We start from the raw sequence: 21,034 nt of genomic DNA, 5'->3' as shown, positions 1-21,034 counted from the left end.
TGCGTCCAGCCAGCGCGCATCCCTTCCGCTTTCCCATTCCCTTGCAGCGGTCGCGCAGCAGCGACCCGACACGCTTCCGGAGCCTCGCCATGCCCACACGCAGCTTCCGCATCCGCGGCAACTTCTCCGCCCCGGAACACACCGCCCGCCGCACGGCCGGCACCGGCGCGCCGGCCACGGTGCTCAGCCATCGCCTGCTCACCCCCGGGCGCGCGCGCGATGGCGTCACCGGCGAGCTCGAGGTCGCCGCCGACGAGGTCGTGCGCGTCGAGCTGGATAACGGCTTCGAGCTGTGGACCCACGCCGACGCGCTGGTGCGCGAGCATGGCCGGCGCAGCCTCGCGCGCGACGGCGGCGACGCCTGGGAGTTCGATACGCTCGGCGACACCCTCGCGACCGCCCCCGGCGACGCCAGCCGCGGCGAGCGCGGCGCGCTCGGGCTGGGCATCCGCGTGCTCGAGTTCTTCGGCATCCGCGTCGAGGAGAAGGCCGCCACCAAGCTCGGACGCTGGTTCGAGGACCGCAAGCTCGAAGGCGGCAAACCCGGCCTGCACGCCCTGAGCCTGGACGGCGCCTTCGCCCTCGCCCCGCTCGCCACACTCGCCGATAAGGCGCTGCTGCCGGCCACCGCAGAACCGCTGCTGATATTCCTGCACGGCACCGCCTCCAGCACGCAGGGCAGCTTCGGCAAGCTGTGGGCGGCCGACAACGCCGCCGGCCGCGACGCGCGCACCCGCCTGGCCACCGTCTACGCCGGGCGCGCCTTCGCCTTCGAGCACCGCAGCCTCACCGAGAGCCCGATCACCAACGCGCTCGCGCTGGTGCGCCGCCTGCCCAAGGGCGCGCAACTGCACCTGGTCAGCCATTCGCGCGGCGGGCTGGTCGGCGAACTGCTCTGCCTCGGCCAGTGCGAGGGCGTGGCGGCGCAGCTCGAAAAGCCCCGCCTCGCGCAACTGTTCGCCGCCGACCGCACGATCGCCGACCAGCTCGGCCTGCTGCCGCTGTCCCCGGACGAACTGAAGGAACGCGACGCCGCCTACGACGCCGACCGCGCCGCATTCGCCGAACTCCTCGGCGAACTCGCCACCCGCGAGATCCGCGTCACCCGCTTCGTGCGCGTGGCCTGCCCGGCGCGCGGCACCACGCTCGCCTCCGGCCGGCTCGACCGCTGGCTGTCGATGCTCAACTTCCTCGCCGGCAAGGCCTTGGGCGAGAGCCCCTTCGCCGACGGCCTCGAATTCCTGCTCGCGGTGGTCAAGGAACGCACCGACCCGCGCACCCTGCCCGGCCTGGAAGCGATGATGCCGGGCTCGGCACTGACCCGGCTGCTGCACCATCCCGAACTCGTCTCCCGCGCCGACCTCAGCGTCATCGCCGGCGACATCGAGGGCGCCTCGCCGTGGCAGAAGATCAAGCTGCTGGTCACCGACTGGTTCTACGGCGCCGACCACGACCTGGTGGTCAATACCGGCGCCATGTCGGGCGGCCTGCGCCGCACTGAGGGCGGGGCCCGCTTCCGCCTCGACCGCGGCGCGCAGGTCAATCACTTCAGCTACTTCCACAACCCGGACAGCATCGGCTGGCTGGTCGCCGGACTCACCCGCCGCGACGACGACGCCGGCGGCTTCCTGCCAATCGCCGCGGCCCCGCACACGCCGCCGCGCTGGCGCGAGGCGGTGGCGCGCAGCCAGCACCAGGCCGGGCCGCGCCCGCTCGCGATCGTGCTCCCCGGCACCATGGGCAGCGGCCTGTCTGCCGGCGGGCGGCCGGTGTGGCTCGACTACCGCGCCCTGCTGCGTGGCGGTCTGGGCGAGCTCGCGATCGATCGCCCCGAGATCAGCGCCGACCACGTGATCGACGACTTCTACGGCCCGCTCATCGAGTTCCTCGCCGCCACCCATCGCGTCGAGGTCTTTCCCTACGACTGGCGGCAGTCGGTACGCACGGCCGCGGCGCGGCTGGCGAACGCGCTCGAGCAGTGGCTGCCGCAGGCCGAGCAGGCCAACCAGCCGGTGCACCTGGTCGCGCACTCGATGGGCGGCCTGGTGGTGCGGGCGATGATCGCCGACGGCAGCCGCGGCGCCGCCCTATGGCAACGCATCACCCGCCTGCCCGGCAGCCGGCTGCTGATGCTGGGCACGCCCAACTTCGGCTCGTACGAGACCCTGCGCTGGCTCACCGGCACCAACCCGACGCAGGCGCGCCTTTCGCTGCTCGACTTCACCCGTGGCGTGGATGACATCGTCGAGCTGGTGCGCGACTTCCCCGGCCTGGTCGAGCTGCTGCCCTTTGCCGAGTCCGACCCCGACTTCGCCGCCCCCACACGCTGGCGCACGCTGCACGACACCCTGCAGCCGCGCTGGAAGGCGGTGCCGGCGCCGGTGCTGCGCGCCGCGCGCGAGACCTGGACGCTGCTGCGTAACGCGCGCGCGGACGCCGAGCACATGTGCTACGTCGCCGGCAGCCAGCCGGCCACGATCGTGGATTACCAGTTCGCCGACTACGACTTCGCCAACCCCGCCGACGAGCTCGCCTGGCTCGCCGGCCGCAAGCGCCTGGCCTTCATCGCCAGCCGCGAGGGTGACGGCACGGTGAGCTGGGCCTCGGGCCGGCTCGACGGCGTGCCGATGTGGTTCCTGGAAAACACCGCGCACGACGCGCTGTGCGTGCAGCAGCACGCCTTCCCCGCCTACCTCGACCTGCTGCAGACCGGCACCACCACCCGCCTGCCCACGACGCCACCGCTGCGCGCACGCGCGGGCGGCGAGGCAGCAGCGCACTTCGAACTCCCCGCCACGCCGCCGGCCGACGGCCTGCCCGCCGAAGACGAGCTGCGCAGCATCGGTTTTGGTGGCGGCCTGCGCCAGGCGCCGATCGACACCCGCCCGCTGGCACCGACGATCGAGCTCAGCATCCGCCACGGCGACCTGTCCTACGCGCGCCACCCGGTGCTGGTCGGCCACTATCTGGGCGACACCATCGTCAGCGCCGAGGCCACGCTCGACCGCCAGCTCGGCGGCGCCCTATCGCGCCGGCTCGAGCTCGGCCTGTATCCGGGGCGGCTCGACACCAACGCGCTGTTCTTCAATGTGCGGCGGCACGCCAAACCCGAAGGCGCGATCGTGGTCGGCCTCGGCCAGGTCGGCGAACTCACCCCCGGCCTGCTCGAAGCCGGCGTGCGCGCGGCGCTGCTCGACTACGCACTGCAGGTGTCGCAGTGGCCCAATTCGCGCTTTGGCGCGGCGGGCGGCACACGCAACGCCAGGGTGTCGTGCCTGCTGGTGGGCACCGGCGCCGGCGCGCTCACCACGCGCGATTCGCTCGAAGCCATCCTGCGCGCGGCGATCTCCGCCAACACCCAGTTGCAGGACACCCGGTTCGACAACCCGGTCACCATCGACCGCCTGGAATTCATCGAGCTCTTCGCCGACGTCGCCATCGCGGCGGCCGAAAGCCTGCGCGCGATCCTCGCCAACGGGCAGATCGCCAACGCGGTGCGCTGGTCGGCACGGGTGGTGGAAGCCGGCCGCGCCGGCCGCCGCCGGGTGCGATTCGACGAGGCCCCGGAGTGGTGGCACCGCCTGGAGATCGTCGACGAGGACGGTCAGCGCAACGCGCTGCGCTTCATCTTCACCACCGACCGCGCGCGCGCCGAGGAGACGCTGGCCACCGGCCAGCTCGCGCTCGCCGACGCCTTCATCCGCGCGGCCTCTAACTCGTCCAGCGCCAACGCCGAGGCCGCGCACACCTTGTACGAGATGCTGCTGCCGCTGCCCCTCAAGGAGGCCGCGCCGCGCCAGGGCGACCTGGTGCTGCTGGTGGACGAATGCTCCGCGCGCTACCCGTGGGAGCTGCTCGAGAACCGCTGGAGCGACAACGGCCGCCCGCCGGCGGTCAATGCCGGACTGGTGCGCCAGTTGCGCACCACGGACTTCCGCCCGCGCCCGGCGCACGCCTTCGAGGCCCGCGCGCTGGTGGTCGGCAACCCCGACCTGGAAGGCTGGGAAGTCTTCCCGCCGCTGCCCGGCGCCCAGCACGAGGCCTTCAAGGTCGCCGGCCTGCTGCGCGAGCGCGGCTGGCAGGTGGAGGACTGCATCGACCGCCGCGCCGACAAGATCATCGAGCGCCTGCACGGCGACGCCTGGCGCATCCTGCACCTGGCTGGCCACGGCGAGCACGAGTACGCGCTGCCGCCGCGCACCGACCGCCCGTGCGCCGACCCCGAGCGCAAGCCGCCCAAGATCTCGGGCATGGTCATCGGCCGCGACATCTTCCTCACCCCGGGCGACATCGAGCAGATGCGCTGGGTGCCGGAACTTGTCTTCATCAACTGCTGCCACCTCGGCAAGCCCGGCCCCGGCACCGACCGCGGCGCACTCGCCGCCAACCTCGGCATGCAGTTCATCCGCATGGGCGTGCGTGCGGTGGTCGCCGCCGGCTGGGCGGTGGATGACGCGGCCGCGCTCGCCTTTGCCGATGCCTTCTACCGCCGCATGCTCGACGGCGAGGCCTTCGGCGAGGCGGTACGCGCGGCGCGCGAAGAGGTGTGGATGCGCTTCCCCGGCGTCAACACCTGGGGCGCCTACCAGTGCTACGGCGATCCGGCCTACAGCCTGCAGCGCAACGGCCCTCAGCGCCAGCGCGAGCGCCTGTCCTTCCACGCGCCGGACGAGTTGGTGGTCGAGCTCGACAACCTCACCGAATGGCTGCGCGTCGGCGCCGGCAGCGAAGGCCGCGACGACGCCACCGCGGCCCGCATCAACGGCCTGCTGGCGCGCATCCCCGAGACCGAGCGCACGCGCTGGCTGGCGCGCGCCGACATCTCCGCGGCACTCGGCTTCGCCTGGGGCGAGGCGCGCTTCTGGGAGGCCGCGATCGACTGCCTGAGCACCGCGGTCAGCGCCGCCAAGGGCAACTGCCCGCTGCGCGCCCTCGAGCAACTCGCCAACTTCCGCGCCCGTCATGCCGCCGAACTCTGGCAGTCGCGCCGCGCGCGCGGCGTGGTCGAGACCGCCGACGAAGCCCGGGCGCGCAACGAGCTCATGGCGCGCGCCATCGCCGACCTCACCCAACTGTGCGAGCGCGCCCCCACCACCGAGCGCCTCGACCTGCTCGGCAGCGCCCACAAGCGGCGTGCGCTGACCGCGGAATCCGACCCCGATGCGCGCCTCGCCGCGCTCGCTGCCTGCGCCGACGCTTATCTGGCGTCGTTCGAGAAAGGCGGCAGGCAGGAAGCCTACCCCTTCACCAACTGGGCGAGCGCCGCGCTGCTCGCCTGGCGCCTGGACACCACGCGTGCGGACACCTGGCGGCAAGGCCTGGAGAGCGACATCGCGCGTCTGCAAGCCGCCTTGCAGACGCGCTATGACAGCGAGCCCGACTTCTGGGATGGCGTCGCGCTCGCCGACCTCGAGCTGGTGCGCCTGCTCGAGCGCTGCATCAATGCGCCCGCATCCGGCGCACGCGCGCGGCGCACTGCCAACCTGCCGCGCCCCTGCGCCGAGATCGCCGAACGCATCCGCGACGGCTATCGCCGCGTCATCACCCGCGGCGCCAGCCCGCGCGAGCGCGCGTCGGTGATCGAGAACCTGGACTGCCTGATCATCCTGCTCGGGCCCGACCTGCCGGCGCTGCGCAAGGCACTGGGGGATATTCGGGACGCCACCTGAGTCTGCTCGGGCACACCCGCTCAGGCCGTGCCCGAGCCGTGGTCGAAGGCCCCGGCGTCGAGAAAGCGCAGCGCCTGCGCCAGGCAGGCCCGCGACCACAGCATCTGCATGTGCGTCACCGGCAGCACGATGTGGTCGCGTGCGCCGGGCCAGCGCGTCTCGCGCACCGCCACCATGCCGTCGTTGGGCTTTTCCATGCCGGGCACGATGCGCCCAAGCCCGATCGGCCGGTTGCCGGCGATCACGCCGATGTCGAGCGCGGGATCCACGTCGGGCATCGCGCGCGCCAGCCATTGCGGCAGCACGCGCCCGAGCCCATGGCGCAGCACCGGTACGCGCAGGATCTGCTGCGCGGAGCCGGAGCCCAGGACGGGCGAACCGAGCAGCACGATGCGCCCGAGCCCGGGCGGACGATGACGGGCCAGCATGTCCAGCGCCACACAACCGCCCAGGCTGTGAGCGATCACGTTCAGCGGGCGCGCACCCAGGCCTGCAATGAAGGCCGCCAGCCCGTCCGCCACCCCCGTGAGCTCGCCGCACAGCGACCGATACGAATACGCATGACTGCGCCAGCCCAGCTCATGCAGCCGGCGACGGTGCAGCGCGAACACGCAGCCATGCATCCACAGGCCATGGACGAGGACGATCTCCGGGCGCGGTTCGCTCATCGGTGCTCCGTAAAGGACATGCGTCTGATCCCGCCTCTTGGGATCGATAAATCAATATTGACACTGAACTGGCCGACTTCCACCATCGCGCGCCTGCAGGGGCGCAGTCATCCGAAGCCCTGTACGAATCGAAACGCACACAAGAGAGTCAAGCCGATGACCGTCCACAACGCCCCCTCTGCTGCCGTGCTGGCAGCGCTGACCGCCGCTTTCGGCGTCGAGGTTTTGCCCGGCGACGCCAGCCCGAAATACCTGCAGGACTGGAGCGGCTGCGCCGGCGGCCAACCGCTGGCGATCCTGCGTCCGCGCACGACCGACGAGCTCTCGCGCATGCTGGCGATCTGCCACGCCCACGACCAGGCGGTGGTGCCGCAGGGCGGCCTGACCGGTCTGGTCGGCGGTGCGGTGCCGGCCGGCGGCGAGGTGGTCGTCTCGATCGAGCGCATGAACCGCATCGAGCGCATCGACGTCGATTCGGGCACGGTCATCGTCGAGGCCGGGGCGATCCTGCAGACAGTACAGGAAGCCTGCCGCGACGCCGGCGCGCTGCTCGCGGTCGACCTGGGCGCGCGCGGTTCCTGCCAGGTCGGCGGCAACGTTGCGACCAACGCCGGCGGCAATCGGGTGATCCGCTACGGCAACACGCGCGATCTGGTGCTCGGACTGGAGGTGGTACTGGCCGACGGCACCGTGCTGAGCATGCTCAACCAGATGGTCAAGAACAACGCCGGCATGGACTTGAAGCACCTCTTCATCGGCAGCGAGGGCGTGCTCGGCGTCGTCACCAAGGTGGTGTTCAAGCTGCAGCCGCTGCCCAAGGGCGTCAGCACCGCGGTCGTCGCGCTGCAGGACTACCCGGCGGCGCTGCGCTTCCTGCGCCATGCGCAGCAGAGCCTGTCGGGCCAGGTCAGCGCATTCGAGATCATGTGGAACAACTACCTGGTCACCGCGGTGGAAGCGGGCAAACTGCGCGCGCCGCTCGACACGGGTTATCCGGTGTATGTGCTGCTCGACATGCACTGCGGCCAGCCCGAGACCGACGCCGGGCGCTTCGAGGCCATGCTCGAGCAGGCGATCGAAGCGGGCTGGATCCTCGACGGCGCGGTGGCGCAGTCGGTGGCCGAGGCCGAAGCCTTCTGGGCCATCCGCGACGGCGTGGCCGAGGTGCTGCGCGACTACGCGCCGACGCTCAACTTCGACGTCTCGGTGCCGATTGCGCAGATCGGCGACTGTGCCGCGCGCATCCGCGAGAACCTCGATCGCGACTGGCCGGCGCTCAAGGCCCTGTTCTTCGGCCACGTCGGCGACGGCAACCTGCATGTGGTGGTGTGCAAGGTGCCGAGCGACCACGACAGCCTGATGCGTATCGAGGACGCGGTGTATTCGGTGGTGCGCACCCATGGCGGCTCGATCTCGGCCGAACACGGCATCGGCACGCTCAAGCGCGACTGGCTGCACTACTCGCGCAGCGAGGCCGAACTGGCGCTGATGCGGGCGCTGAAGCAGACCCTGGATCCGAAGAACATCCTGAATCCGGGGAAGATGCTTTGAAACGGCTGCGTGATTCGCCCCGCGGCGCGCGCACCGCGGGGGCGGCGCAATACGGGGCGGTTGCCCGCTCAGTTGCCCGCTCAGTTGCCCCTCAGTTGCCCCTCAGCTGCCCCTCAGCTGCCTTTGAACTGCCGCGCCGTCAGCGCGGGATTGTCGCCGCTGTAGGCGGCCTTGATCGCGTCCCAGGCCTCCTCGGCGGTCTCGGCGTAGTGGAACAGGTTCTTGTCCTCCGGGCTGATCACGCCGTGCTCGACCAGCACGTCGAAGTTGATCAGGCGCTCCCAGAAGTCGCGCCCGACCAGCACGATCGGACGGCGGCGGATCTTGCGCGTCTGGGTCAGCGTGAGCACCTCGAACAGCTCGTCGAGCGTGCCCAGCCCGCCCGGGAAGCTCACCAGCGCCACCGCACGCATCAGGAAGTGCATCTTGCGGATCGCGAAGTAGTGGAACTGGAAGCACAGCTCGGGCGTGATGTAGGGGTTGGGCGCCTCCTCGAAGGGCAGGAAGATGCTCATCCCCATGCTGCGCCCGCCGGCGTCGAAGGCGCCGCGGTTGCCCGCCTCCATGATCCCCGGCCCGCCGCCGGTGGCGACGATCACCGGCTCGCCGAGCACATCGGCCTCGCGCGTCACCAGCTCGCCCAGGCGGCGCGCCTCGATGTACCAGCGCGCGTTCTTCACCATCTGCTGCGCGCGCCGGATCGCGGCCTCGTCACCGCTCGCCACCGCGTCGCGCAGCATGGCCTCGGCCACGTCCGGCGCCTTGAAGCGCGCGCTGCCGAAGACCACCACGGTGGATTCCACCCCCTGCTCCTGCTGCACCAGCTCGGCCTTGAGCAGCTCGAGCTGCAGCCGCACCGGGCGCAGTTCCTCGCGCAGCAGGAAGTCGGTGTCGGTGAAGGCCATGCGGAAGGAGCTGCCGGGACCGTCGTAGCGGCCATGGGGCTGGGCGGCCTTGGCCTCGTCCTCGGCGGAGGGGAAGTTGCGGGCGCGGAGAGGGGCGTTCTTGCTCATCGGGGAGTCCATGCGGTTCAGTGAGCCGCATCATCGCATCCGCGCGTGACATGAGGCGAGCCCCGGGCATGGGTCACCATGCCAATGCGCGAAGGCGCTACGTGCGCCCATCACCTGTCCCGTTGGAGCGGGCTTGCCCGCGCATGAGCGCCGACACAGTCCCATTCGCGGGCAAGCCCGCTCCCACACAAGCGCAGTCCTCGGCGCCTGCGCCAGGTGGCTGAACGCTGGCGGGATCTCAACCGAGCAGCGCCACCGACTTGATCTGCGCCCACATCCTGCGCCCCGGGCGCAGCGCGAGCTGCGCGCTCGAGCGCCGGGTGATGCGGGCGATGAGTGCGGTACCGCCGGCGTCGAGGCCGACCAGGACGTGGGCGGGGGAATCGGCGCCGACCACCTCCTTCACCGTGACCTCGATCAGGTTGACGATGCTGGTGCCCTCCACGCGGTGGTCGGCGAGGCTGACGTCGCGGGCGTGGATGCGAAAGCGCAGGCGGCGGCCGAGCTCCACCGGCTGGCGCTGCACCCACACCGCGCCGCCGGCAAAGTCGAGCAGGGTGAGGTGGTCGTGGTCGTCGTGCGTGGCCACGGTGCCGTCGATGACCACACCGGCGTCCTCGGTGAAGGCGGTGGGCAGGTCGAGACGCGCCATCGTCGCGTGCAGCTCGCCGGCGGCCATCACCCGGCCTTCGCCGAGCATGACCACGTGATCGGCCAGGCGCACCACCTCGTCGGGCGAGTGGCTGACGTAGAGCACCGGGATGTCGAGCTCGTCGTGCAGGCGCTCGAGGTAGGGCAGGATCTCCTGCTTGCGCCTGTGGTCGAGCGCGGCGAGCGGCTCGTCCATGAGCAGGATGCGCGGGCTGGTGAGCAGCGCGCGCGCCATGCCGACACGCTGGCGCTCGCCACCGGAGAGGCGATCGGGCATGCGTTCGAGCAGGGCCTCGATGCCGAGCAGCGCCACCGCATGCTCGAGCTGCACCCGGCGCGCAGCGGCCGCGATGCGACGCAGGCCGAACTCCAGGTTGCGCCGCACCGACAGGTGGGGGAACAGGCTCGCCTCCTGGAAGACGTAGCCGATCTGGCGGCGATGGGTGGGCACGCATACGCCGCGCGCATCGTCCTGCCAGCACTCGCCATTGACCACCAGGCGCCCGCGCGCCGCCGGCTCCAGCCCGGCGACACAGCGCAGCAGCGTGGTCTTGCCCGAACCGGAATGGCCGAACAGCGCGGTGACGCCGCGGCCGGGCAGGTTCAGGTCGACGTCGAGATGGAAGTCGGCGTAATCGACCGCAAGGCGCGCCTCGATGCCGGCCATCAGTTGAAGCCCCCGCCGTGCGTGCGCCGCCGGCCGTAAAGCACCAGCAGCACCACGAAGCTGAACGCCAGCATGCCGCCGGCCAGCCAGTGCGCCTGGGCGTACTCCAGCGCCTCGACGTGATCGTAAATGGCTACCGACACCACGCGCGTCTTGTCCGGGATGTTGCCGCCGATCATCAGCACCACGCCGAACTCGCCCACCGTGTGCGCAAAGCCGAGGATGGTCGCGGTGATGAAGCCCGGCCGCGCCAGCGGCAGCGCGACGTTGAAGAAGCTGTCCCACGGCCCGGCGCGCAGCGTGGCGGCGACCTCGAGCGGGCGGCGGCCGATGGCCTCGAAGGCGTTGTGCACCGGCTGGACGACGAAGGGCAGCGAGTAGATCACCGAGCCCACTACCAGGCCGGCGAAGGAGAACGGCAGCAGGCCGAGGCCGAGCGCTTCGGTGAGCCGGCCGACCGGCCCCGCCGGCCCCATCGCCACCAGCAGGTAGAAGCCGATCACCGTCGGCGGCAGCACCAGCGGCAGCGCCACCACCGCGCCGACCACGCCCTTCCACTTCGAGCGCGTGCGCGCCAGCCACCACGCGATTGGCGTACCCACCAGCAGCAGGATCACGGTGCTGACGGTGGCGAGCTGGAAGGTGAGCCAGACCGCGGACCAGTCGGCGCTAGTCAGGGAGGGCATGGTCAGGCGGATTGATCGGCAGCTCGAAGCCGTAGCGCGCCAGCACCGCACGCGCCGCCTCGGTGCCGATGTAGTCGGCGAAGGCGGTGGCGAGCGCCTTGCCTTGGGCCTTGCGGGTGAGGATGAAGCCCTGCTCCAGCGGCTCATGCAGGGCGGCGTCGATCAGGTGGTAGCCGCCCTGCCCGGCCAGCGCCGGGTTGAGCGCCAGCGACAGCGCGATGATGCCCACCGTCGCGTTGCCGGTCTGCACGAACTGCGCGGTCTGGGCGATGTTCTCGCCCTGCACCAGGCGCGGCTGCACCGCCTGCCACACCCCGGCGGCGCGCAAGGCCTCTTCGGCGCGCTTGCCATAGGGTGCGTGGCGCGGATTGGCGATGGCGATGCGCCCGAGCGCCGGGTCGGCGAGGTCCTGCAGGCGCAGCGCACCGGCGTCGCGCGTGCGGCTCCACAGCACGATGCGCCCCACCGCATAGGGGCGGGTGGGGCCGAGCGCCAGGCCTTCGGCCTCGAGCGCGCGCGGGTAGGCGATGTCGGCGGAGAAGTAGAGATCGAAGGGCGCGCCCTGGCGGATCTGGGTGGCGAACTTGCCCGAGGAGCCATAGACCACCTCGACCGCATCGTCCGGGCGCGTGCTGCGGAAGTCGGCCACGATCTCGTCCAGCGCGAACTTGAGGTCGGCCGCCGCCGCTACCGTGATGCGCTCGCCCGCCTGCGCCGCCGGCAGCAGGGCCGACGCCGCCAGCAGCACGGACAGGCCAATCATGCGCAGCATGGCGCTCATCGCCGCAGGGTCCTCACCAGGGTGGCCGGCGCCGCCGCGGCCACCTTGGGCAACTGCGCCGCGACGAAGCGCCAGATCAGGCTCGACGCGTCCGGCCCCTTCTCGTCGCTGAACATCTGCCCGGCCGCGCCGCCGCTCCAGGCATGGCTCAGCCGGTCCACCTCGCACAGGCGCACGCACACGCGCCGGCTGCGGCGAAAATCGGTGACGGTCATCGCCTTGCGGGTGCCGCGCTGCACGATGCGCGATTCACCCTGCGCGGCGCCGAGCGCCGTCGCCCACTGCGCCGCCGCGGCCTGCCCGTTGCGCGCCGACACGACGGCGTCGTCACGACCGTGGATCACCAGCAGCGGTGGGCGCTTACCGTCCTGAGCCACCTCTGCCGGCAGACGGCGGCCATGCATCGCGGCCAGCGCACCCGCCGCCGAACGCGCACTGCCGGGCGGCACCCCGGAATGCATCGCCACCGCACAAAAGCGTTGCGGATAACTCACCGCCAGCAAGGCCGCCATGCTCGCCCCGGCTGACAGCCCGGCCACCGCCACCGCGTCGCGGTCGACCGGATACAGCAGGCAGGCCTGGTCGATGGCCGCCATCAGCGTGGCGGCCTCGGCGTCGGCGTGGTAGTTGCGGGTGTCGTACCAGTTCCAGCACCCCTGCGGGTTGTGGGTCACGTCCTGCTCGGGATAGAGCACCATGAAGCGCTCGCGCGTGGCGAGCCGGTTCATGCGTGTGCTGCGCGCGAACACCGCCGCGGTCTGGCCACAGCCGTGCAGCATCACCACCAGCGGCAGGCGCTCGTCGTTGCGCACGCCCACCGGGCGGAACAGGAAATAGCGGCGCAGCCCCCCAGGGCCCATGGCCTGGCCGGCGATCCAGTCGCCGCTACCCGGCGGCGGCCGGTACTGCGCCGCCATCGCGTCGACGGTGCGCGTCACCGCCTTGCCCGCCGCCTTGGCGCCAGCCTTGAAGGCGCTGCGGGTCATCGACGTCGCTGCGCGCTGCATCGCTCGGGCAAACGAAGACTTGCGGACACGTGTACTCATGAGGGAGCGCTCTCTAGGGGGACATCAGGATGGGTGGAGCGCGCAGGCGAACGCAATGTCCGCGAGGGATTACGCACGGGCAGTGCGCGCGACGGTATCAATAGCTGTACGCCGCTGCGCATCGCGTCATCGACCCCCACGCTCCTCGCGTGCCACGGCCGAGAGCTCGCGCAGATACCAGGCCGCATAGCCGTAGCCGACGGCGGCGATCAGCGCGGTGAATACCAGGCTGCCCTCGAAGGGCACGCCGGCCAGCATGTTGCTGACAACGACGAAACTCAGGTACAGGGCGGCGACCATACCACCGAAGATGCGGATGAGGGCGAAGGTCTTGCGTTGCTTGAGGGTGGGCAGGGCCATGGGCGCAGGCGCCGGGGGGCGCGGGTAATGGGAACAGGGCGCAGGGTAACGGATTCGCGCGTCGCTGGCATCGGCCGCGGCGTGCCCGGATAATCCACGATTCACGACATGGGCAGGAACGCTGCGATGCAAGACCCGGCCCTCCCAGGCTCAAGCCCCCGCCCCGGCCCCGACTCCAACGCCGCCGCCACCGCAGGCCCCAGCGCCGGCCTGACCCCGGACGCCACACCCGGACTTCGCCCCGACCCCGCCCCGGCGCTCCCGGTCGCGCTGCTGTTCGCGCTCGTCTTCGTCGAGGGCTTCGTGTCGCTCGGCGCCGAGATCGTCGCCCTGCGCCGGCTGGTGCCGCACGTCGGCAGCGCGATCACCGTCACCGCCCCCACCATCGGCTTCTTCCTGCTCGCGCTCGCGCTCGGCTACCAGGCCGGCGGGCAGGTGGCATCCAACTACCTGGCCCGCGTGCGGCGCAACTTCCTGATCGCCGCCGCGCTGATCGCGGTCGGCCTCGCCGGTCCGGTGGTGGACCAGCTCTTCGCCCACCTGCAGCCGGCGCCGATGGCGTGGTTCGTGCTGGTCGGCGGCGTGCTGTGCCCGGTGGCCTGGCTGCTCGGGCAGACGGTGCCGATCCTCACCAACCTGCTGCGCCACGAGCGCGCCGGCGCGCGCAGCGGCGCGGCCCTGTACTGGTCGACGCTCGGTTCCTTCCTGGGCGCGGTGTCGCTGTCGATGCTGGTGATGCAGTGGCTGGGCGTGGGCGCCGCGGTGCTGATCTGCGCCGGGCTGCTGCTGGCGCTGGTGCCCGCGCTCGGCACCTCCGGTGGACTCCGTCGGCGCGCGAACACCGCAGCAGCCTTGCTCGGCGCCGCCGCCATTGGCTTCAACCTGATCCTGCCCCAGCAGCTCGAGACCGCCTACGCCACCTACCGCATCGACCCGGTCACGCTCGCCGGCTTCGAGGCACCGCGCGTGTTCTGGATCAACAACTCGGTGGCCTCGATCATCGACGCCAGCGAACCGCCGCGCTATGCGCGCTACATCGAGCGCCTGCGCACGCTGTTGCTCGACGAACTCGCCTTGCGCGAGCGCCGCGTGCTGGTGCTGGGCGCCGGCGGCTTCACACTGTCGCACCGCGAGCCGCTGAACGACTACACCTATGTGGACATCGACCCGGCGGTGAAGGACATCGCCGAGCGCGACTTCCTGCGCGAACCGATTCGCGGCGAGTTCGTGGTCGCCGACGCGCGCGCCTACGTGCGCGACACCGCGCTGCGCTACGACGTCGTCGTGGTCGATGTGTATAGCGCGCTCACCAGCATCCCCGCCCACCTCGTCACCCGCGAGTTCTGGCGCACGACGCGGCGCGCGCTCGCCGCCGACGGCGTGATGGTGGCCAACCTGCTGCTCGACCCGCAACTGGCCACGCCCTACGCGCGCAACCTGCTGGCGACCATCGAGGCCGAATACGGCACGTGCGCGGTCGAGGTGCTGTTTCGCGACCGGTCGCTGGGCAATGTGCTGGTGACGTGCTCGGCGGCCGCCGCAACCCTGCCCGCCGAGCCCTACACCGACGAGCGCAATCGCGCCGATGTGGACGTGCTGCGCAGTCGATAGCGCTGCGCACCCGGCCGACTCGCATGGGTCCGCCCAGGAGTCTGACAAAACCGGCTCAGGCGTGCGCGGTCGCCTCGCGCATGCGCTCACGCAAGCCGGAGGCGCGCTGGGTGCGCGCCGCGCAGCCGGCGACGAACACCTCGGCCGCCCCCGCCACGGTGACCTTCTGCGCCGCCCGGGTGACGCCGGTGTAGAGCAGCTCGCGCGTCAGCACCCGCAGCGGCCGCGCCGGCAGCACCAGCAGCACTTCCTCGAATTCCGAACCCTGGCTTTTGTGCACCGTCAGCGCGAACGCCGTGTCGTGCGCCGGCAGGCGCAGCGGCGCGATCGCCCGAAAACCGCCATCGGCCGCCGGGAAGAACACCCGCAACGCCCCCGTTTCGTCGGGCAGGCACAGGCCGATGTCGCCGTTGAACAGACCAAGCAGATAGTCGTTGGCGAGCACGATCACCGGCCGCCCGGGATACCAGCGCCCGCCGGCGCTGCGATCGGGCGCCAGGCCCAGGCTTGCGCGCAGACGCGCTTCCACCCAGGCATTGAGCGCCCCCAGCCCGCGCCCGCCTTCGCGCACCGCGACCAGCACGCGGAAGCGCTCGAAGGCGCGCATGGCGGCGGCGGCATCGACACCGGGGGCGCCGCCCTTTGCGTTGCCCTGTTCGCCGCCCTGCGCGGCATCGAGCCGCAGCGCATTGGCCGGCGCCGCTGGCGCACCGGCCACGCCACCGAGTCCGGTGCGCAGCAGTTCGAAATAGGCTGCGTAGCCGCTCTCGATGCAGGCGAGCGTCGCCAGCGACGGACGGGCGTCACTGTCCTCGATCCAGCGCGCCGACGCATCCTCCCCCGCTGCCAGCCAGGCCAGCGCGGCCAAGCCGTGCCCCGCGCGGATGTCGGTCGCCAACCGGCCTTTTCCGGAGTCGGCGGGGAAGCGTTGGATCTCGGACAACCACAACACGCTGAGGGCCAGCTTGCCGGTGGCTGGGGCACGGGCTAGGGCCGCCTCCGTGGGAGCGGGCTTGCCCGCGAATGGTGTGGTCGAGGCCTCATTCGCGGGCAAGCCCGCTCCCACAAGCCCCGCTCCTGCAAGGCCCGCGCCCGCATCCGCGGCGCCCGCAGCGGCGCCGCCCAACCCCAGCCGCGCACGCATCGGGGCGCTGAACACGCACTCCGCCGACAGCTCGGCGAACACCGCGCCGGCCTCGACCGCGGCGAGCTGGTCCTTGTCGCCGAGCAGCACCAGGCGCGCGGTGGGCGGCAGCGCGTCGATGAGGCGGGTGGCGAGCGCGAGGTCGAGCATCGACGCCTCGTCCACCACCAGCACATCCACCGCCAACGGATTGGCGGCGTGATGGCGGAAGCGACCGGGCTCGGGGGTGACGCCGAGCAGGCGATGCACGGTGAACGCCGCGGCGGGCAGGCGGGCGGCGAGCTCCGCCGGCAGCGTCTGCGCACGCTGGCGCAGGGCCTCGAGCATGCGCGCGGCGGCCTTGCCGGTGGGCGCGGCGAGCGCGATGCGCAGGTCTGGCTGCGCCTCGACCAGGCAGGCCAGCAACGCGGCGACGGTGGTGGTCTTGCCGGTGCCGGGCCCGCCGCTGATGACGGTGAGCCGGCCCTGCAGCGCGAGCATCACCGCGCACTTCTGCCAGTCGGGTGCCGCGCCGGGGCGCGAGGGGAACAGGGTGTCGAGCAAGGCCGGGCGCGGTGCCGCCCCGTCCTCGACCCCAGCGCCCCGGGCGCCCGTCTGTCCCTCGACGACGACAGCGCCCCCGGCCCCCGCCACACCTTCTGCGAAGTCGGCGCCCCTCGCGCGCGCCACCAGCGCCGCCGCCAGCGCGCGCTCCTGGTCGAAATGGCGGCGCAGGTAAAGCCGATCGCCCGCGTCCACCACCAGCGGATGCGCCGAGTGCCCGGCCACGGCCTGCGCCGCGTCGATCACCACGCCGCTGGCCAGCAGCAGCTCGCGCACTCGCGCCACGCCGGACTGCATGTCCGATGCGTCCGGCGCGCTCGCCACCGGCCACGCATCAACTTGCAAGTCCGCATCGTCCTCACCGGATGGCATGACTCCGTAGTCGAGCTCTTCCTGCCAGGCGTCGCCTTCGGCAAAAGACGCGACTGGCGCTTGATCGTCACCAACCCAGGCGCTCGCCGCGGCCCCAGCCGCGTCGGGCCAGACCTCATCGTCCCGCAGCGACGGGGCATCCTCCTCCCGGGCCGCGCGCGTCCGCACGAACGCCTCGAGCGGCACGCAGACGTGTCCGGCGCTGGTCGCAGTCGCCAGCCGGCGGGCCACGGTGTCGAGCAGCGCAAAGCTGTCGGCCGGCGCGCCGAGGGTGGTGGCCCAGTCGACCAGGTGGCGGGCGAAGCCGTCGGCGAGGTCGTTCATGCGAGCTCCTCGGCGATCGCGATTTCCTGGCCGGAAAGCAGGGCGTCGAGCGCGTTCAGGGTGGCGGCGGGACAGCAGTGGTGGAACACGCCGGTGGGCTGGCCGTCGAGCTGCCAGCCCGGCCGTACGCCGCGCACGAAGAGGTAGAGCACGCCACCGAAGTGCGTCTCGTAGTCGTAGCCCGCCAGGCTGCGGCCGAGGTGACGGTGGAGGGCGACGGTGTAGAGCAGGTGCTGCAGATGGTAGCCGTGGGCCTGCATCGCCGCCTCCATGCGCGCGGGGGCGTAGTCCTCCGGCTGCTCGCCGAGGTGGTTCGACTTCCAGTCCAGGATCCAGAAGCGGCCGTCGTGCTCGAACACCAGGTCGATGAAGCCCTTGAGGTAGCCGTCGAGGTCGGAGAAGGCCAGCCGCGGCACGCCGTAGCCCTGCGCTGCCAGCCAGGCATTGAGCTGCGCCGCCGTCAGCCGTGGTGCGGGCAGGTGAAAGCCGAGCTCGACCAGGCGGCGGTCCTGCGGGACGCTGTCCAGGCGTAGCGGAGCGGCGCCGGCGCCGGCGGCGCCAGCCGGCAGCAGGGGCGTGGCGAGCACGTCGGCCAGCAGACTGCGCAGCATGCGCGCGAGTCGAACCGGCGCGGGCTCGTCCTCCTGCTGTCGCCCCGCCGCCGCGCTGCGCACCCGCCGCCCTTCGTCCGCCAGCCGTTGCGGATGGGCCGCCAGCGCGCCGTCGATCGCGACGTCCCAGCTCGCCGCATCGGTGAAGTCGGCGGCCTCGAACATCGCGTGCATGCAGTCGCCGGCGGAAGGGCCGCGCGGGAAGCGCAGGATGTCGTCGGCCGGTACCGGCTGCGGCGAAGGTGCCTCGGACGGCTCGGCAAGTATCCGGATCTCCCCGGCCGGCAGCGCGCTCGCATCGTGGTCCTGCGCGGCGCGCTCATGGACCGCCCCCGAAATCAATGCGCTGAAGCTGCCGATGCGCCAGCCCGGCGGCACCTGCGGCGGGCGCTGGGCGCGCGGGCGCTGGCTGGCGGTGTCGGGCGCGGGGAGCGCGGCGCCGTGGCCGTCGGGCAGATCGGCGAGCGCCATCACCGGCTGGCCGTCGAGCGAGCTCGCCGCCACCAGCGCGCGCCAGTGGGCGTCGGTGCCGGCGGGCGTGGGCTTGTGCGCGGCCCAGGCCTCGGCGTCCATGCCGGCGCCGGCCACCATCCAGTTGAGCAGGCTGCGGCCGGCCTCGGTGTGGTTGATCTTGCCGAAGCTGGTGCTGGCGTAGCTGCCCACCACCAGGTAGCAGCGGTGCACGGCGCGCGTCAGGGCGACGTAGATCAGGCGCAAGTCCTCGGCCTGCTGCTCGTACTTGATCCGCGCCTTGACCGCCTTGTCGGCGGCGGCTTCGGCGCGGTAGTCGAGCACGAGTTCGCCGTCGTCGTCGTGCCAGGCGCGCATCGGGCCGTCGCTGCCGCCGCGCGCATAGCCGTCGAACAGGAAGGGGCAGAACACCACGCCGTATTCCAGGCCCTTGGCGCGGTGGATGGTGACGATCTGCACCAGGTTGCGGTCGGACTCCAGCCGCAGCTGGGTGGCCTCGCCGCCCCGGGCGTCGGCGCGGCGGCTGGCCAGCGTGCGCAGCAGCACCTCGGGCGCGGCGCTGCCGGCGTCCTGCTGCAGCAGTTCGGCCAGATGCATCAGGTTGGTGAGCCGGCGCTCGCCGTCGGCGCGGGCGAGCAGGCGGGTGGCGACGCCCTCGTCGCTCATCCACTGGCGCAGCATGACGCCGAAGCCGCGCGTCAGCCACAGCTCGCGCCAGCGCGCAAAGGCGTCGAGCGTGGCGAGCAGCGCGGCCTCGTCGGCGGCCAGGCGGGCGAGCGCGGCGGCGTCGCGGCCCATGGTGGCGGTGGCGAGCGCGGCCTTGACGCGGCGCTCGCGCAGCGGCTCGGCGATCGCCAGCAGCACGCGCTCGAGTTCTTCGGCGTCGTCGGTGTGATACACGCTGGCCTGCGACAGCTCGACGCTGCCGACGCCGAAGGCCGCCAGCGCGCGGCGCATGCGCGCGCCCTGGCCGTGGCTGCGCACCAGCACGGCGATGTCGGCGGGGGCGAGTGCGTCGTCGCCGATGTGGATATGGCCATCGGCACCAGCAGCGAGCAGGCGCGCAATCTCGGCGGCGGCGGCGTGGGCGGCGCGATGCATGACCTGGGCGCGCGGCAGGCGGGTGCCACCGCCCGCCTCGGCCCCCTCGCCCTCATCGTTCCCCTCGCCAGCCGCAGCCCCGGCGCGACCGTCACCCTCGTCGAGCGTCTCGTCGCGCGGGATGCGCCACAACTGCAGCGGTGGCAGCGGGCCGGGCGCGGTGTCATCAACCAGCGGCGTGCGCTGCCGGCTGCCGGCGCCGACATGCACATACTCCAGCCCCGGCATCATGAACACCGCCGGGTTGGCGCCGAACAGGCGGTTGCAGGCTTCGATCAGCGCCGGCGCCGAGCGCTGGTTGTGGCGCAGCGTGTAGCGGGTGTCGGTGCGATCGCGCGCGGCGAGGTAGGTGAACAGGTCGGCGCTGCGAAAGCTGTAGATCGCCTGCTTGGGGTCACCGACCAGGAACAGGGTGCCGTGGCGGTCCTCGGCGCGGTAGATGCGGTCGAAGATGCCGAACTGCAGCGGGTCGGTATCCTGGAATTCGTCGATCAACGCCACCGGGTAGCGCGCGTGCAGCGCCGCAGCAAGCCACGGCTGGTCGCCCGCATGCAGCGCGCGGTGGGCGTTCCACAGGATGTCGTCGAAGGCGATCTGGCGGTGTTCGGCCTTGCGCCGGCGCAGCTCGGCGGTGGTGTGCTCGACGAAGCGGCGCAGCAGGCGCAGGCGGGCGGTGGCGCAGTGCGTGTCGACTGCGCTGCGCGCGGCGAGGAGTTCGGCGGCGGGATCGAAGAAGGCGTGGCGCGGCGGGGCGATGCCGCTCTTGCGACCGGCGGCGGTGGTCTTTGCCGCCAAGGTGTCGGCGGTGAGCAAGGCGAGCTTGCCGTCGTTGCCGCCCGGCAGCGGATGCAGCGCATCGCCCGCCGCCAGCCAGTCGGCCCACTGCCGCGCCGCCTTCGCCACCGACTCGGATTTGTAGCTGTTGGCGTTGAGGCCGCCGAGCGCCGCCTCCACTGCAGCGATCGCTTCGCCGAGCGTTCCGGCTACGGCACGCGCGGCGGCGTAGGCCGACTGCAGGCGCGCCTCGTCGGCAGCCAGCGCGGCGCCGACGCCGCCATCTGCCTCCGTCCCTTCCGCCGCCGTGCCTTCATCCCACAGCGGTCGCGCGCACGGCCGCGACATGTGGCGCTTCAGGATCTCCGCCCACCCCTCCGGGCTGTCGCCGGACTGCAGCAGATGCGTCGCCAGCAGCGCCGGCAGCCCGCCGCCGGCGACCTCGCGCCGCCAGAAATCCTGCGTCGCCTCCAGGCGCAGCGCGCTGTCGTCCTCGACCAGCTCCAGCTCGTAGGGCAGGCCGGCGGCAAACGGGGTGTCAGCGAGCGCGCGCTGGCAGAAGCCGTGGATGGTGAAGATCGCCGCCTCGTCGAAGGTCTGCAGCGCCAGGCGCAGGCGGGTGGCGAGCTGTTCCCGCGCGTGGCCGGCGGCGGCCAGGTGCGCGAGCAGGTTCGACACGAAGGGATCCGGCCCGGGCGTGCCGCCATCGAGCACCTGCAGGGTCTCGACGATGCGCTCGCGGATGCGCCCCGACAGCTCGGCGGTCGCCGCCTTGGTGAAGGTGACCACCAGCAGCGACTCGACCGGCAGCGCGCGCTCGAGCAGCAGGCGCAGGTAGAGGCCGCAGATGTTCCAGGTCTTGCCGGTGCCGGCCGAGGCCTCGACCAGGCGGACACCGTCGAGCGGGCAGGAGAAGACGTCGAGTTCGGGGGCGGCGGACATGGGCAGGGATGGTAGCGGAGGCCGGCCTGCCGTGCACCAGGCCGAGCGG

Annotated in this window: 12 protein-coding genes; 3 read left to right on the top strand and 9 right to left on the bottom strand. The window is 72.1% G+C overall.

The window, feature by feature from the left end; translation table 11 throughout:
• The first annotated feature begins 89 nt into the window (after window positions 1-89).
• Entirely contained in the window at window positions 90-5,669 is a 5,580-nt protein-coding gene (locus RBT54_RS03345) for a CHAT domain-containing protein (RefSeq protein ID WP_320364089.1), read from the top strand.
• A 20-nt stretch (window positions 5,670-5,689) separates the two neighbouring features.
• On the opposite strand, the gene RBT54_RS03340 is transcribed toward RBT54_RS03345, so the two are convergent.
• On the bottom strand, window positions 5,690-6,337 hold the full coding sequence (locus RBT54_RS03340; protein WP_320364087.1) for an alpha/beta fold hydrolase: 648 nt from the start codon (window positions 6,335-6,337) through the stop codon (window positions 5,690-5,692).
• 156 nt (window positions 6,338-6,493) lie between these two features.
• Here RBT54_RS03340 and RBT54_RS03335 point away from each other — a divergent pair, with 156 nt between their 5' ends.
• Window positions 6,494-7,888 carry an FAD-binding oxidoreductase gene (locus RBT54_RS03335; protein ID WP_320364085.1) on the top strand — a complete coding sequence of 465 codons (1,395 nt, stop codon included), beginning with the start codon at window positions 6,494-6,496 and terminating at the stop codon, window positions 7,886-7,888.
• 113 nt (window positions 7,889-8,001) lie between these two features.
• On the opposite strand, the gene RBT54_RS03330 is transcribed toward RBT54_RS03335, so the two are convergent.
• The 6 genes from RBT54_RS03330 to RBT54_RS03305 form a co-directional block, all read right to left on the bottom strand.
• Entirely contained in the window at window positions 8,002-8,901 is a 900-nt protein-coding gene (locus RBT54_RS03330; RefSeq protein WP_320364083.1) for an LOG family protein, read from the bottom strand.
• 238 nt (window positions 8,902-9,139) lie between these two features.
• Window positions 9,140-10,219, bottom strand: a complete 1,080-nt coding sequence (gene modC / locus RBT54_RS03325) for a molybdenum ABC transporter ATP-binding protein (RefSeq protein WP_320364081.1) — start codon at window positions 10,217-10,219, stop codon at window positions 9,140-9,142.
• Complete coding sequence (modB, locus tag RBT54_RS03320) at window positions 10,219-10,905, bottom strand: molybdate ABC transporter permease subunit (RefSeq protein WP_320364079.1); 687 nt, start codon at window positions 10,903-10,905, stop codon at window positions 10,219-10,221. The genes modC and modB overlap by 1 nt, the downstream gene beginning before the upstream one ends.
• Window positions 10,889-11,686 carry a molybdate ABC transporter substrate-binding protein gene (gene modA, locus RBT54_RS03315; protein ID WP_320364077.1) on the bottom strand — a complete coding sequence of 266 codons (798 nt, stop codon included), beginning with the start codon at window positions 11,684-11,686 and terminating at the stop codon, window positions 10,889-10,891. Before modA ends, modB begins: the two co-directional genes overlap by 17 nt.
• On the bottom strand, window positions 11,683-12,732 hold the full coding sequence (locus RBT54_RS03310; protein ID WP_320364074.1) for a PHB depolymerase family esterase: 1,050 nt from the start codon (window positions 12,730-12,732) through the stop codon (window positions 11,683-11,685). The genes modA and RBT54_RS03310 overlap by 4 nt, the downstream gene beginning before the upstream one ends.
• Window positions 12,733-12,858: 126 nt before the next feature.
• Window positions 12,859-13,092, bottom strand: a complete 234-nt coding sequence (locus RBT54_RS03305) for a hypothetical protein (protein ID WP_320364072.1) — start codon at window positions 13,090-13,092, stop codon at window positions 12,859-12,861.
• Window positions 13,093-13,218: 126 nt separating this feature from the next.
• Here RBT54_RS03305 and RBT54_RS03300 point away from each other — a divergent pair, with 126 nt between their 5' ends.
• Complete coding sequence (locus RBT54_RS03300; RefSeq protein WP_320364070.1) at window positions 13,219-14,703, top strand: fused MFS/spermidine synthase; 1,485 nt, start codon at window positions 13,219-13,221, stop codon at window positions 14,701-14,703.
• Between the two features lie 55 nt (window positions 14,704-14,758).
• Here the strand turns inward: RBT54_RS03300 and RBT54_RS03295 are convergent, their stop codons facing one another.
• Both RBT54_RS03295 and RBT54_RS03290 read right to left on the bottom strand, forming a co-directional pair.
• Window positions 14,759-17,086 carry an AAA family ATPase gene (locus RBT54_RS03295; RefSeq protein ID WP_320364068.1) on the bottom strand — a complete coding sequence of 776 codons (2,328 nt, stop codon included), beginning with the start codon at window positions 17,084-17,086 and terminating at the stop codon, window positions 14,759-14,761.
• Window positions 17,083-20,985, bottom strand: a complete 3,903-nt coding sequence (locus RBT54_RS03290; RefSeq protein WP_320364066.1) for a UvrD-helicase domain-containing protein — start codon at window positions 20,983-20,985, stop codon at window positions 17,083-17,085. The genes RBT54_RS03295 and RBT54_RS03290 overlap by 4 nt, the downstream gene beginning before the upstream one ends.
• Window positions 20,986-21,034 lie beyond the last annotated feature (49 nt).

Origin of the sequence: Thauera sp. (genome assembly GCF_034003485.1) — a bacterium.
In the GTDB taxonomy this organism is placed as follows: domain Bacteria; phylum Pseudomonadota; class Gammaproteobacteria; order Burkholderiales; family Rhodocyclaceae; genus Thauera.
The sequence above is the reverse complement of the archived record's forward strand: the minus strand, read 5'-3'. Positions and strand labels throughout refer to the sequence as shown.

Bases quoted from the DNA above. Each gene is read 5' to 3' on its own strand.
- RBT54_RS03345 (WP_320364089.1), top strand. From the start codon at position 90: ATGCCCACACGCAGCTTCCGCATCCGCGGCAACTTCTCCGCCCCGGAA.
- RBT54_RS03340 (WP_320364087.1), bottom strand. From the start codon at position 6,337: ATGAGCGAACCGCGCCCGGAGATCGTCCTCGTCCATGGCCTGTGGATG.
- RBT54_RS03335 (WP_320364085.1), top strand. From the start codon at position 6,494: ATGACCGTCCACAACGCCCCCTCTGCTGCCGTGCTGGCAGCGCTGACC.
- RBT54_RS03330 (WP_320364083.1), bottom strand. From the start codon at position 8,901: ATGAGCAAGAACGCCCCTCTCCGCGCCCGCAACTTCCCCTCCGCCGAG.
- modC (WP_320364081.1), bottom strand. From the start codon at position 10,219: ATGGCCGGCATCGAGGCGCGCCTTGCGGTCGATTACGCCGACTTCCAT.
- modB (WP_320364079.1), bottom strand. From the start codon at position 10,905: ATGCCCTCCCTGACTAGCGCCGACTGGTCCGCGGTCTGGCTCACCTTC.
- modA (WP_320364077.1), bottom strand. From the start codon at position 11,686: ATGAGCGCCATGCTGCGCATGATTGGCCTGTCCGTGCTGCTGGCGGCG.
- RBT54_RS03310 (WP_320364074.1), bottom strand. From the start codon at position 12,732: ATGAGTACACGTGTCCGCAAGTCTTCGTTTGCCCGAGCGATGCAGCGC.
- RBT54_RS03305 (WP_320364072.1), bottom strand. From the start codon at position 13,092: ATGGCCCTGCCCACCCTCAAGCAACGCAAGACCTTCGCCCTCATCCGC.
- RBT54_RS03300 (WP_320364070.1), top strand. From the start codon at position 13,219: ATGCAAGACCCGGCCCTCCCAGGCTCAAGCCCCCGCCCCGGCCCCGAC.
- RBT54_RS03295 (WP_320364068.1), bottom strand. From the start codon at position 17,086: ATGAACGACCTCGCCGACGGCTTCGCCCGCCACCTGGTCGACTGGGCC.
- RBT54_RS03290 (WP_320364066.1), bottom strand. From the start codon at position 20,985: ATGTCCGCCGCCCCCGAACTCGACGTCTTCTCCTGCCCGCTCGACGGT.